15 protein-coding genes are annotated in these 12,810 nt (G+C 60.8%); 9 read left to right on the plus strand and 6 right to left on the minus strand.

Annotation, left to right across the window (positions count from 1 at the left end; translation table 11 throughout):
• Positions 1 to 201: 201 nt before the first annotated feature.
• The 5 genes from AC1Q8Q_RS27895 to AC1Q8Q_RS27915 all read left to right on the plus strand — a co-directional run bounded on the left by AC1Q8Q_RS27895 (position 202) and on the right by AC1Q8Q_RS27915 (position 3,256).
• Positions 202 to 810: a cytochrome b/b6 domain-containing protein gene (locus AC1Q8Q_RS27895; protein WP_020796758.1), complete on the plus strand. Its 609-nt coding sequence runs from the start codon at positions 202 to 204 to the stop codon at positions 808 to 810.
• On the plus strand, positions 807 to 1,592 hold the full coding sequence (locus tag AC1Q8Q_RS27900; protein ID WP_020796757.1) for a molybdopterin-dependent oxidoreductase: 786 nt from the start codon (positions 807 to 809) through the stop codon (positions 1,590 to 1,592). The genes AC1Q8Q_RS27895 and AC1Q8Q_RS27900 overlap by 4 nt, the downstream gene beginning before the upstream one ends.
• Before the next feature lie 52 nt (positions 1,593 to 1,644).
• Positions 1,645 to 1,911 carry a pentapeptide MXKDX repeat protein gene (locus tag AC1Q8Q_RS27905; protein ID WP_492615775.1) on the plus strand — a complete coding sequence of 89 codons (267 nt, stop codon included), beginning with the start codon at positions 1,645 to 1,647 and terminating at the stop codon, positions 1,909 to 1,911.
• A 132-nt stretch (positions 1,912 to 2,043) separates the two neighbouring features.
• Positions 2,044 to 2,451 (plus strand): response regulator, encoded by a 408-nt coding sequence (locus AC1Q8Q_RS27910; protein ID WP_020796755.1) that lies wholly within the window; start codon positions 2,044 to 2,046, stop codon positions 2,449 to 2,451.
• Positions 2,452 to 2,587: 136 nt separating this feature from the next.
• On the plus strand, positions 2,588 to 3,256 hold the full coding sequence (locus AC1Q8Q_RS27915) for an HAD-IA family hydrolase (RefSeq protein ID WP_492615776.1): 669 nt from the start codon (positions 2,588 to 2,590) through the stop codon (positions 3,254 to 3,256).
• 96 nt (positions 3,257 to 3,352) lie between these two features.
• Here AC1Q8Q_RS27915 and AC1Q8Q_RS27920 read toward each other — a convergent pair whose 3' ends face one another.
• The gene (locus tag AC1Q8Q_RS27920; RefSeq protein WP_492615777.1) at positions 3,353 to 4,012 is read right to left on the minus strand and encodes a methyltransferase family protein; all 660 of its coding nucleotides are present in this window, start codon (positions 4,010 to 4,012) and stop codon (positions 3,353 to 3,355) included.
• A 65-nt stretch (positions 4,013 to 4,077) separates the two neighbouring features.
• Positions 4,078 to 5,022, minus strand: coding sequence for a GlxA family transcriptional regulator (locus tag AC1Q8Q_RS27925; RefSeq protein WP_020796752.1), 945 nt, complete (start codon positions 5,020 to 5,022; stop codon positions 4,078 to 4,080).
• Between the two features lie 123 nt (positions 5,023 to 5,145).
• On the opposite strand from AC1Q8Q_RS27925, the gene AC1Q8Q_RS27930 reads away from it, so the two are divergent.
• The gene (locus tag AC1Q8Q_RS27930; protein ID WP_033044187.1) at positions 5,146 to 5,937 is read left to right on the plus strand and encodes an SDR family NAD(P)-dependent oxidoreductase; all 792 of its coding nucleotides are present in this window, start codon (positions 5,146 to 5,148) and stop codon (positions 5,935 to 5,937) included.
• Between the two features lie 86 nt (positions 5,938 to 6,023).
• On the opposite strand, the gene AC1Q8Q_RS27935 is transcribed toward AC1Q8Q_RS27930, so the two are convergent.
• Together AC1Q8Q_RS27935 and AC1Q8Q_RS27940 are read right to left on the minus strand one after the other, a co-directional pair.
• Positions 6,024 to 6,344 (minus strand): DUF2388 domain-containing protein, encoded by a 321-nt coding sequence (locus AC1Q8Q_RS27935; RefSeq protein WP_033044188.1) that lies wholly within the window; start codon positions 6,342 to 6,344, stop codon positions 6,024 to 6,026.
• A gap of 89 nt (positions 6,345 to 6,433) precedes the next feature.
• Positions 6,434 to 7,444, minus strand: coding sequence for a GlxA family transcriptional regulator (locus AC1Q8Q_RS27940; RefSeq protein ID WP_020796749.1), 1,011 nt, complete (start codon positions 7,442 to 7,444; stop codon positions 6,434 to 6,436).
• Positions 7,445 to 7,671: 227 nt separating this feature from the next.
• Between AC1Q8Q_RS27940 and AC1Q8Q_RS27945 the strand changes: the two genes are divergently transcribed.
• From AC1Q8Q_RS27945 to AC1Q8Q_RS27955, 3 genes are all read left to right on the plus strand, one after another.
• A complete protein-coding gene (locus AC1Q8Q_RS27945; protein ID WP_020796748.1) occupies positions 7,672 to 8,610 on the plus strand; it encodes a cyclase family protein in 939 nt (312 codons plus the stop codon).
• Between the two features lie 159 nt (positions 8,611 to 8,769).
• A complete protein-coding gene (locus AC1Q8Q_RS27950) occupies positions 8,770 to 10,353 on the plus strand; it encodes an aldehyde dehydrogenase (NADP(+)) (RefSeq protein WP_168758495.1) in 1,584 nt (527 codons plus the stop codon).
• Positions 10,354 to 10,423: 70 nt separating this feature from the next.
• A complete protein-coding gene (locus AC1Q8Q_RS27955) occupies positions 10,424 to 11,353 on the plus strand; it encodes a LysR family transcriptional regulator (RefSeq protein ID WP_492615778.1) in 930 nt (309 codons plus the stop codon).
• Here the strand turns inward: AC1Q8Q_RS27955 and AC1Q8Q_RS27960 are convergent.
• Positions 11,346 to 12,329: a cyclase family protein gene (locus AC1Q8Q_RS27960; RefSeq protein WP_020796745.1), complete on the minus strand. Its 984-nt coding sequence runs from the start codon at positions 12,327 to 12,329 to the stop codon at positions 11,346 to 11,348. The two genes, AC1Q8Q_RS27955 and AC1Q8Q_RS27960, sit on opposite strands and share 8 nt — an antisense overlap.
• Positions 12,330 to 12,481: 152 nt before the next feature.
• Positions 12,482 to 12,796, minus strand: coding sequence for an NIPSNAP family protein (locus tag AC1Q8Q_RS27965; RefSeq protein WP_008054497.1), 315 nt, complete (start codon positions 12,794 to 12,796; stop codon positions 12,482 to 12,484).
• Positions 12,797 to 12,810 lie beyond the last annotated feature (14 nt).

A 12,810-nucleotide genomic window follows, 5' to 3' on the forward strand; every position in this document is an offset into this window, starting at 1 on the left:
ATGGGCCTTGGAGAAGAATGCCTGGCCCATCTCACCTAATGTTGCAGCACTGCGTCCTGATCTGATGGCGAGGGTAATGGGCGGAGAAAACACTTGGCGCACTACCTGCGCAGTTATCACGATTAATTTAACTTTACGTGAGGATTTGGCGATCTGTCGGCTCACATAATCGCTCCATCGATCAACCGTCGGGAGCCGACCATGCCGTGCCCACCTGTTTCATCTCATCCGCGCTGGCTGCGCCTGACCCACTGGCTCAACGCACTCGCCGTGTTGGTCATGGTCACCAGTGGTTGGCGCATCTACAACGCTTCCCCGCTTTACGATTTCAGTTTTCCCAAAGGCATCACCCTCGGCGGTTGGCTGGGCGGCGCCCTGCAATGGCACTTCGCGGCGATGTGGTTCCTGGCCGTCAACGGCCTCGTCTACCTGGCCTGCAACCTGTTCAGCGGGCGCCTGAAGCGGCGCTTTTTCCCGGTCTCGCCCAAAGGCGTGCTGCATGACTTCTGGGCCGCGTTGCGCGGCAAGCTGGGACATGCCGACCTGAATCATTACAACCAGGTGCAACGGCTGGCGTACCTGTTCGTGATGGTCGATATCACGCTGCTGGTGCTCTCCGGGCTGGTGCTGTGGAAGTCGGTGCAGTTCCCGCTGTTGCGTGAATTGCTCTGGGGCTACGAAGGTGCGCGCCATGTACATTTCATCGCGATGGCACTGTTGGTGGCGTTCGTCGCGGTCCACCTGGTGATGGTGGCACTGGTTCCCAAAACACTGTTGGCCATGATTGTCGGTCGCAAGGAGCCCATATGAAAAAGCCCATTCAAGACGCCGGGCTGGATGAGTCATCCATCCTGACCGACGCCCGTAAAATCCTCGCCCCGCAGATCGAAGACCGCTCGCGCCGTTCGTTCCTGCTGCGTGGCCTGACACTCGGCGGCGTGGCCATGTTGTCCGGTTGCAACCTCACCGACAACGACAGCGTCGAGACCGCGTTGTCCGCCATGTCGCGCTTCAACGACCGGGTGCAAGGCTGGCTGTTCAACCCCAATGCCATGGCGCCGACCTACCCGGCGTCGATGATCACCCGGCCATTTCCGTTCAATGCCTTCTACGGCATCGACGAAGCGCCGACGGTGGAGGAGGAGAGCTATCGGCTGGAGGTCACCGGCCTGGTGACGGACAAGCGCACCTGGCGGCTCGAAGAGCTGCGCGCCATGGCGCAAACCGAGCAGATCACCCGGCATATCTGCGTCGAAGGCTGGAGCGCGATCGGTCGTTGGGGCGGTGTGCGCTTCAGCGATTTCCTGAAACGGGTCGGGGCCGATACAGACGCCAAATACGTCGGTTTCAAGTGCGCCGACGATTACTACACCAGCATCGACATGGCCACCGCACTGCATGCGCAAACCCTGTTGACGCTGACCTATGATGGCGCTGTGCTACCGCGCGAATACGGCTTCCCGATGAAACTGCGCATGCCCACCAAGCTCGGCTACAAGAATCCCAAGCACATCCAGGCGATTTTCGTCAGCAACACCTACAGCGGCGGCTACTGGGAAGACCAGGGCTACAACTGGTTCGGTGGCAGCTGACGCAACCCCGGCAATTCCCCCGTCCACACCCCATGCATCAAGGAGTTTCACCATGAAAAAGTTGACCACTGTTGTTCTGTCCATGTGCCTGGCCATCGGCGCTGCCAGTGTTTTTGCTGGCGATACGATGAGCAAGGACAGCATGAGCAAAGACTCGATGTCCAAGGACGCCATGCATAAGGACGTCATGAAAAAGGATTCGATGGCCAAGGACACGATGAGCAAGGACACTATGTCCAAGGATGCCATGAGCGAGGACAGCATGAAGAAAGACGCCATGTCCAAGGACGCTATGAAAAAAGACCCGATGTCCCAGTAAACGTCTCGCAAACACCGATTTCGTCGTCTGTTTGTATCAAAAATGAATTTCCGCAGAGACTGCCGCTCATACCTGTAGGTAGCGGATTTCAAGCCCGCATATAAACTGGTGTGATCAGGGAGCGGCAAGGTCATGAGTCGAGAATCGACAGCGGGCGGACAGCTTCATGGCGGGTTGATTCTGGTGGTTGAGGACGACCCGCTGATCCTGGAGTTTCTTTGCGAAATTCTTCAAGAGGAAGGCTATGTAGTGCAAGCGCAAACCAGCGCGGACGCCGCATCGGAGTATTTGCAGAGCCACGCACCCGAAGTCGGGATGCTTCTCACGGACATCACCATGCCGGGAACGCTCAACGGCGCGGACCTGGCCAATCTGTTCGGAGATCGTTGGCCGGACAAACCGATCATGATCATGTCCGGCTTCGAAACCCCTGCAACTTCCGGGGTCCGGCATAATGTCTCGTTTATCAAGAAACCCTGGGCGGTGGGTCAATTGCTTGATTGCGTGGACGGCGCACTGAAATCACGCCGTCCCCTGTAGGAGCTGCCGCAGGCTCGGGCCGCGTTCGGACGATCTCTCGATCTTTCGATCTTGAAAATCGCAGCCTGCGACAGTTCGTTCGATCGTGTACATTTCTCGGGGCATCCCATCAGATCCTTGAGATAGGAAGGACCCTTTGTCTGCTCCCGAATCCGTCTTGAACGTTCCTTACCGTGCCTTCCTGTTCGACATGGACGGTACCATCCTTACGTCAATTGCCGCCGCCGAGCGCGTCTGGGCTGCTTGGGCCGTGCGTCACGGCGTCGATGTCGAGACCTTCCTGCCGACCATTCACGGTGCCCGCGCCATCGACACCATCAATCGCCTGGCATTGCCCGGAGTCGATGCCCAGGCCGAAGCGGCGTGGATCACCGAAGCGGAAATCGAGGATGTCGGGGGTGTTGAAGAAGTGGCGGGCGCGGCGCGCTTTCTCCAGTCTTTGCCAGCCGATCAATGGGCCATCGTGACCTCCGCCCCGAGGGCGCTCGCGTTGCGGCGGATGGCAGCCGCAGGGATTCCGGAGCCGGCTGTGCTGGTCACTGCCGAAGATGTCGCCGCTGGCAAACCTGACCCGGCCGGTTATCGATTGGCTGCGCAGCGGCTGGGTGTAGAAATATCGGATTGCCTGGTTTTCGAAGATGCAACGGTAGGCATTCTCGCAGCCGAGGCGGCGGGGGCGGATTTACTGATTGTCACGGCGACACATGAGCAGCCGATTGTGACCGCACACGCCACGTTGGCAAGTTATGAGCAAATTGTTGCCCTGATTGGCGCTGATGGCCTGATGCGCCTAAGCAACTCGTGACCGGCCCAACTTGTAGGAGCTGCCGCAGGCTGCGATCTTTTGACTTTGCTTTAAAAAAATCAAAAGATCGCAGCGGCAGCTCCTACAAGGTCGGCATCAATACACTCCGGGGATCAATCGCCAGCTCCGGGCGCAATAAGCCTCATATTCACTGCCAAATTGCGCCCGTAACAATGCTTCCTCGGCATGAATCCGCGCGATCAGCGGAATCACGGTCAGCGCGGCCAGCAGCAACCCGACCCCCGAACGAAACGCCAGCGCCCAGCCCACGGCAATCACCAACATCCCCAGGTAACTGGGGTTGCGCAAGCGACGATAAATCCCGTCGGTCACCAGGCGATGGCCAGGCTGGATCGCCACCAGCCCACTGAAGCGTTTGCCGAGCACGAACACCGGCCACATTCGCAGCACGCCGCCGATGATGAAGAGCAGCGCCCCGAGCCAACGCACGCCTTCGCCACCGAAGGTCCAGAAGTCGATGCGGTCGGTGTAGGCCGGGAAAAACCCACTCAATAACCCGATCACTCCGAACGCTGGCAGTACCCAGCGATTGGCCCTGTCCTCGCGCTCACCGGAACTCAGGTTGACCTCGGTAAACAGCGAAGCGATGGCCATGACCAGCGTCGCCAGGGCAACCACCACCAAGGCGGTATGGGAAAAAAACGCCGCGAAGCCGCCCAGCCCCCAAATTGCCAGCAAGAGGTAGGCGAGGGTGGAGACGATGGCGAAAAACGCCAGTTTGGCCGAGATTTTCATAGGCAATACCCCCGACACTCCCAGTGTAGCGCCGACCGTTCCCACGCGGAGCAGGGGAACGATCATCATTGTGCCGCTGATCGCGCATTGCGCCTGATCACCTGCGGTGGTTGCCCGAATGTTCGAAGGAATGCTTCGCGCATGCGCCGAGGATCGATAAACCCGCTTTCCAAGGCAATCTGCTCGAGTGTCAGGCGACCACCCTCAAGCATCTGCCGTGCCGCCTCCAGGCGCAGGTTCTCGATGGCCTTGGCGGGCGACTGACCGGTTTCGGTACGGAACGCACGGCTGAATTGCCGCGAGCTGAGGCTCGCCACTTGCGCCAGTTGTTCCACCGATAAGGTCTGCGCCAGGTGCTCCCGAGCGTAGGCGAGGACGGTCTGGATGCGGTCGGATTTCGGCGCCAGTTCCAGCAGCGCCGAGTGCTGTGATTGCCCGCCGGCACGGCGGTGGTACATCACCAGTTTCTGCGCTACGGCACGTGCGAGTTCGGCGCCGTGATCCTTTTCGACCATGGCCAGCGCCAGGTCGATGCCGGCGGTCATGCCGGCGGAGGTCCAGATCGCGCCGTCGATCACGTAGATTCGATCGGGTTCAACCTTGATCGATGGAAAGCGTTCTTGCAGTTGCCGTGCATAAGCCCAATGCGTGGTAGCCCGCCGGCCCTCAAGCAATCCGGCCTGGGCCATGACAAAGGCTCCAGAGCAAATCGACGCGGTACGGCGGGCGGTCCTGGCACTGGCACGCACGTAGTCGAGTACACCCTCGGGCGCCTGCTCGAGGATGGTGTCGCCGCCCACCACGATCACCGTATCGAACACCCGCTCGTCGAACGCCTCGGTGCCAACATTCAGGCCACCAGAAGCGCGCAAGGTGCGGCCGTCTTCGGACAGTACACGCACGTCATACAGGGCTTGCCCAGCACTGAAATTGGCATATTCGAATACCGGCATGGCAGCCAGCGCCATGGACTGGAAACCCTCGAACACCACAAACGCCACGCTGATCATCGCCCAATCCTCAAAACAGATGTCCTAAAAACGTAGGTTAAACGTCATTTGCGACGGACACGAGTCCCTTTATAACAGTTCCTGACTGGCGATTGTCTCGCCTCACTGTGAAGGAAAATGAACATGGCTCTCTCCTCCAAAGGCACTGCACTGGTCACTGGCGCCTCTTCGGGCATCGGCGCGGTGTATGCCGACCGTCTCGCCCGGCAGGGTTACGACCTGATCCTGGTCGCGCGCAGTCAGGCAAAACTCATCACGCTGGCCAACCGGCTGAGCGACCAGACCGGCCGTAATGTGGAAGTGGTCGCCGCGGATCTGAAAGACAAGGCCGACTTGTTGCGGGTCGAACAGATACTGCGAAGTGACGCGAGCATCACGTTGTTGGTCAACAACGCTGGAGTTGGCGCGGTCATGCCGTTGCTCGGCAGCCCCGTGGATGACATGGAAGACATGATCAGCCTCAACATCACCGCGCTGACACGCCTGGCCTATGCGACGATACCGGGCTTCGTCGAACGCGGTGCCGGGACCGTGATCAACATTTCGTCGATCGTCGCCATCGCCCCGGAAATCCTCAATGGTGTGTATGGCGGGACCAAGGCATTTGTCCTGGGCCTGAGCCAATCGATGCACCGGGAACTGGCGGATAAAGGCATTCGTATCCAGGCCGTGCTGCCAGGCGCGACCGCCACCGACTTCTGGAGCGAGGCCGGCAACCCGGTGGAGAATTTGCCGCAGGAGATTGTGATGTCCGCCGAAGAAATGGTCGATGCCGCACTGGTGGGGCTGGAGAAGGGGGAAGTGGTGACCATTCCGGGATTACACGACGGGGAGCAGTGGGATCGCTACGAAGCGCAGCGCCAAGTGCTGTCCGGGCTGTTCGGCAATTCCACGGCAGCAGCGCGTTATCGATAGCTTGACTGTGCTCTTTTGGTCCCCATCGCGGGCAAGTCCGCGATGGGGCCATCAACAACACCGCGCTACATAGATCATTACTGACATTACTGGCCAGCCGGAACGCCTTCCTGGACAAGAATTGCGCGAGCCAGGTCTTCGTCGCTGGCGCTGTTGAGGTCAGGATGCTGTTGGCGAATCCGCTGCAGTACCTGCTCCAGATAAACGCCACGAATCGCGCCGCCACTGGCCACGAAGCTGGAGGCGTCATCCCGGGCGGGAATCATCAGTTTGTCATCCTTGAACGTCGAATACAGCGAGGCGGAAACCCCGGCCGACGTGGCGACATCCTTTGCATCCACATCGGCCATCGCGGAGCCGACAGGTAAGCACAGCAAAAGGGAAGAAATGATAATCAGACGGCGCATGACGGTGTCCTCTGAAGACGTGAAGCAAAAAGGAAGTCTCTCACCCTTTAGGATGCATGGCGGTCGTCAGGAGTTCCCCTGGCAGGTTTTCAGCGCGAAAACCGGTTGCGATAATCCCGCGGCGAAACCCCGAGGTTGCGTTGGAAGGTCAGGCGCATGCGCTCTTCATCCCCGAAGCCGCACAACCGGGAAATCTGATCGATGTTGCGCTCCGAATCCTCCAGCAAGCGTCGCGCAGCTTCCACGCGCAGCACTTCCACGGCCTTGGCCGGCGTGCGGCCGGTCTTGAGTTTGTAGACCCGGGCAAAGTTGCGCGGGCTCATTTGAACCTGTTGGGCGAGTGTCTCGACGGTGAGGTTGGCGCCAGACAGGTTCTGCGTGATCCACAAATGCAAGTCGTCGAAGGCCGCACCTTCGCTGGTTTGCGATTGCAGCAACTGGCTGTACTGGGCCTGGCCACCGGGGCGCTTGAGGAACACCACCATTTCCCGCGCTGTCAGCAGTGCGAGCTCACGTCCGCCATCTTCTTCGACCAGCGCCAGCGCCAGGTCGATGCCGGCGCTGACCCCGGCGGAGGTCCAGACTGAATCCTGCTGGACAAAGATCGCATCATTGTCGACTTCGATGGATGGATGGCGCTCCTTGAGCAGGCCGCACATCGCCCAATGGGTGGCGGCGCGCCGACCTTCGAGCAATCCGGCCTCGGCCAGCAGGAACGTACCGCTGCACACCGACGCGGTGCGCCTGGCTTTGGTGGACGCCTGTTTGAGCCAGTCGACCAGGCCCAGGGTGTTGTTCATCGCCAGGATAATCGCCGGGGCACCGGGAACGATCAGCGTGTCGATCGTCTGGTCATCGAAGGTGCTCAAGGGCACGGTGTCGACGGCCAGGCCCTCTGCGGTGTGGATCAGGCCGCCGTTCAGGCTGGCGGTCTGCAGGGTGTAGCCGGGCAGATTGCTGCTGTTGAGGTAGCGCGAGGCCGCCCAGAACACGGTTTGTGCGCCGGTCAGGTCGAGCAGGCCCATTTCGGGGTAGGCGAGGAAGACAATCAGGCGCGGTTGGTCAGACGGTGAATCGGGAGAGCTGGCGATATCGTTCATAGGCTTCTGGTTTGACGCGTTGGAATAATGATAATTCGCAAACGGTATAAGCGTGATCGCAGCTGGTCGGCTGTCCGGATTTCAGGGTTTTATGTCACTCGCCCGGCAAAACTGCAAGTACGGCCACTCGTGACAATCCAGAACAATTGTATTGTCCATGGCTGTCTGTTTCCGCACAAAAGGGCTGCGTACCTTGGGTTCACTGAAACCAGACGCGGACCTCCTTCATGTTCAATCGATTGGCCCTGCCTTTTGCCCTGCTGCTCACCTTCAACGCCGCAAACGCCGCCGATGGCGAAAAATGGTACCCCTCAAAGTACGGCACCGATGACGAAATCGGTGCGTTGAACCTGCTCGATGCCAACTCGGTACTCAACGCCGCCAAGCTGATCAAGACCGGCAAGACCTACCCGTTGGCCGTGCCCATCGATAAAAACCTGCCGGCGTTCCGGCATCGCAGTTTTCACCTGACCAACGTCCAGCCGGGGGAAGCGGGCGGTACCACCATGGGCCCCAACAAATTCACCTTCAACGATGAACTGGTGGTGGGCTGGACCGGGGTCGGCACCCAACTCAACGGCATCGGCCACATTGGCATCGACAACGTCTACTACAACGGCAACCGCGCGGCGGACTTCGTGACCGTGGAAGGGGTGCAAAAACTCGGCATCGAAAAAGTCCCGCCCATCGTCACCCGTGGCGTGGTGCTGGACATGACCGCCGTGTATGGCAGCGCCATCGTACCGGAGAAAACCGAGTTCACTGTCGCCGATATCCAGAAAGCCCTGGATCTGCAAGGCGTCAGCATCGAGAAGGGCGATGTGGTGCTGTTCAATACCGGTTGGCTGGAGCTGCTGGGCAAAGACAACGAGAAATTCCTCGCTGTGGAGCCGGGCATCGGCATGGCGGCGGCCAAATGGCTGGCGGGCAAGCAGATCGTCGCGTTCGGCGGTGATACCTGGGCCTCGGAAATCTACCCTGGCACCGACGGCCAGGAGTTCCCGGTCAACCAGTTCATGCTGGCGAAAAACGGCATCTACAACCTTGAGCTGATCGACAGCCGCGCGCTGGTGCGGGACAAGGCCTGGACCTTCATGTTCGTGCTCGGACAGCCGCTGTACAGGGGCTCGACCCAGGTCAACATCAACCCGGTGGCGATTCGCTGAAAGGCAGCACCAAGCCGGGGGATGACAAACGCTCATCCCCCGGCCCGTTGTTGTCATTTGTTTGCCCCTGACCCCGGCCCATAGAGTGAAGCGTGCGTTTTTGGCGCATCCCTTTCATTCGAGTCATCGCCTGCCGAGCGCAGGCGAGGGAGATTTTTGATGTCCGATATTTTGGGCCAGCAGTTCATCGATGGGCAGCGCAGTGCCCTGGGCCGCGAGACCCTGCACAGCGTCGATGCCAGCACCGGCCATGCGCTGCCGTATGTTTTCCATCAGGCCACCGAGCAGGAAGTCGAGCTGGCGGTATCGGCGGCAACGCGCGCGTTTGCGCCGTTTCGCCAGCTGTCGCCTTTGCGCCGGGCCGAATTTCTCGACGCCATCGCCGAGGAAATCGATGACATGGGGGATGATTTCACCGCCCTGGTCTGCCAGGAAACCGCGTTGCCCGAGGGGCGGATTCGCGGTGAACGCAGTCGCACCAGCGGCCAACTGCGCCTGTTTGCCCAGGTACTGCGCCGTGGTGATTTTCTCGCTGCGCGGATCGACCAGGCGCTGCCTGAACGCACGCCGTTGCCACGGCCGGATATTCGTCAGTACCGCATCGGCGTCGGTCCGGTGGCGGTGTTCGGTGCAAGCAACTTTCCCCTGGCGTTTTCCACCGCCGGCGGCGACACCGCCTCGGCCCTGGCCGCCGGTTGCCCGGTGGTGTTCAAGGCCCACAGCGGGCACATGGCGACGGCCGAGCGGGTGGCGGGTGCCATCGTTCGCGCGGCGCAACGCACGGCCATGCCGTCGGGGGTGTTCAACATGATCTACGGCGCCGGCGTGGGCCAGGCGCTGGTCATGGCCGATGGCATCAAGGCCGTGGGCTTCACCGGCTCGCTCAAGGGCGGTCGGGCCCTGGCCGATCTGGCCGCTGCGCGGGCGCAACCGATCCCGGTGTTCGCCGAGATGTCTAGCATCAACCCAGTGATCGTACTGCCTGAAGCCTTGGGCCAACGAGGCCAGAAAATTGCCGAGGAGCTGACGGCCTCGGTCAACCTTGGCTGTGGCCAGTTCTGCACCAGCCCCGGCTTGATCATCGGTCTGCGCTCGCCGCAGTTCAGCGAGTTCCTGCAAGCCTTCGCACAGAACATGGGCAGCCAACCGCCCCAGACCATGCTCAACACAGGCGCGCTCAACAGTTATCGCGCAGGACTTGCGCACATCGCTGCGCACGACCTTGTCGATCACCTGGCCGGTCAGCCGCAAGAACATTCCAAGGCGCAGCCGCAGTTGTTCAAGGCCGATGTGCAGCTGTTGCTCGACGGCGATGCGCTGTTGCAGGAAGAGATATTCGGCCCGGCCACGGTGGTGGTCGAGGTGGCTGACCAGCCGCAGTTGCGCGCGGTGCTCGACCGTTTGCACGGACAGCTGACCGCCACGCTGATTGCAGAACCTGCGGATCTGGATCGCTTCAGTGGTCTGCTGCCGTTGCTGGAGGACAAGGTCGGGCGCTTGCTGCTCAACGGTTATCCCACCGGCGTCGAAGTCAGCGATGCGATGGTCCACGGCGGGCCTTATCCGGCGACGTCGGATGCGCGTGGCACCTCGGTCGGCAGCCTGGCCATCGATCGCTTCCTGCGCCCTGTTTGCTACCAGAACTATCCTGATGAGTACCTGCCGCCCGCGCTGCAAAACGCTAACCCTCTGGGTCTCGATCGACTGGTCGATGGCCAGTGGAGCCGGTTGCCCCTGAACTGACCCGCCGCCCACGTCGGCGCGGCTGGCGTGGGCCTTGATGGATTGCACATTGAATCGAGCACACACCGATATGGTTCCTTCCCTTGGCAGCATCGCTTCACGCTTGCGCCTCAAGCAACTGCGCTTGTTGATCGCACTGGATGACCGCGGCTCCCTGCACAAGGCCGCCGAGCAGATTTCGATTTCCCAGTCCGGCGCCACCAAGGCCCTGCATGAGGTCGAGTCACTGCTCGGCATGCCCTTGTTCGAGCGCCAGCCCAAGGGCTTGGTGGCCAATGAAATGGGGCGTTGCATGATTCGTTATGCACGGCTGATCTACAGCGATGTGGAGCATCTGCGCGAGGAAATGCTCAGCATCATGCAGGGGCAGGGCGGGCGGTTGTCGGTGGGGGTGATCATGGGGGCGGTGCCGCTGCTGACCCGGGCCCTGACCGAGCTGCGGCTCAAGCAACCGGAGCTGTCGGTGGAACTGGTGGAAAACACCAGCGCGACCTTGCTTGGGCTGCTGGATCAGGGGCGACTGGATCTGGCGATCTGTCGGACCAGCGTCGGCCAGCGCTCTGACGCCTATGACTGCATTGAACTGAGCGAAGAGCCCTTGGCCGTGGTCGCCAGCAAGGATCATCCGCTGGCCCGTACCGAGTCGTTGCAGCTGGCGCAATTGAGCGATTACCGCTGGGTGGTCTATCCCAAGGACATGCCGATGCGCCAGGCCCTGGAGCGCGAACTGAACGAGGCGGGGCTGGAAATTCCGCGGTATCCGCTGGAAACCTCATCGACCTTCGCCACCATTTTGCTGGTGCAACAGGACCCGACGTTGCTGGCGGTAATCCCGGTGGAAGTGGCGCAGTTCTGCGAGCAACACGAGTTGCTGGTGAAGCTGCCGGTGTCGATGCGTGCGCTGATCGAGCCTTATGGCGTGATCAGCCGGGCGGGCGCCGATTTGTCTCCGGCGACGACCCTGCTGATCAACGAATTGCAGCGGGATCTGCTTACTTGATGACGATCGGGTTCACCGGCGCCCCCGTGCCGCCCACGATCTTCAGCGGCGCGGCGGTGTAGAGGAACTGCCACTGACCGTCTTCGGCGCAATCGCTGGCCAGCTCATCGAGCATCGCGACTTCGGTGAAGGTCACGCCAAGGTTGCGCATCAAGGCGTTGTGCAGCGGGATCAACACCCCTGTGGCCGGGTCGACCGCCACTTCGTTGGCCATGGTATCGGTCACCAGGTTGGGGATTTCCATCTGGTGAAACCACTCCACCAGCTCCCGGCTGAAGGTCAGGCCCGGCTCGGCGAAATCCTTGTAGAACTCATCCGGTTCACGCTCATAGAACGAACCGATCCAGCCGGTGCGGATGATCAGGATGTCGCGTTTTTGGATTTCGATACCCTGGGCCTTCGCAGCGGCCAGCAGGTCGAGGTGATTGAAGGTTTCGCCCTTGTCCAGCACCGCTTTGCCGCGATGGCGGGCCATGTCGATCAGCACTGCGCGCCCGACAATCCCGCGCTCGGCAATCGGCAGGATGCTGGCCTTGTCCATGCCACCGATGGTGCTCATGGCGTCGTAGCCGTTCCACAGTTTGTTGTCGTGCCAGACGTGGCCGAGGGCGTCGTATTGGGTCGAGCCTTGCAGGTGCATGAAGATCACGTCGTCGGCGTATTCGACATGGCCGTCGAAGTGGGTCTTGCCGGCCAGGAAGTGGCCTTTGTCCAATACGTTGACCCGCATTGACGGGCGTCGGCCAGGCCACAGCGGCTCACCCTTGGGATGGCCGATCTGCACTTGCAGGGTGAAGGTCTTGCCCTGGCGCACGGCGCCGATACCGCGCAGGATCTCGGCGCTTTGCAGGTAGTTCAGGGCGCCGACCTCATCGTCCGGCCCCCATTTGCCCCAGTTGGTGGGCAGGCCTTCGAGCAAGGCCTTGATGTCGGGAGAACGGTCGGCGGCGGTGTTGTTGGTGTTGTGGTCGCACATGGGATCTGTCCTTGTTCGAGCGGCTTGCGCAGTCCCCTGTGGGAGCGGGCTTGCCCGCGATGAGGGAGTGTCAGTCGAAATTTTTGCTGTCTGACACACCGCTATCGCGGGCAAGCCCGCTCCCACAGGTTTAGTGTTGTTTGTCAGAAAGATTATTTGATCGGCGAAAACTGCGCCGGCATCAGCAGTTTCGACTCCATCTTTTCCAGCATGGGGAATGCGATCGGCACGAAGCCTTCGAGCCAGTCGGGGTCCTGGTACAGCGCGGCGCGTTTCTTGATGCGTTCGTCCAGGCTCTCGTAGGCCCAGATGTGAATCACCTGGTTAAGCTCGCCGATTTCGGTGTACCACCAGCCCACCAGCGTGGCATAGCGGGAGATCACCGGCAGGCCGTTTTCCTCGAAGTGCTTGAGGTAGGTTTGCATCTTGCCGATCTGCAGGGTGTAGGTGCGCATCTCGTAGAACATAGGGGTTCTCTCTC

The organism is Pseudomonas sp. GW823-FHT06B06 (genome assembly GCF_058795195.1).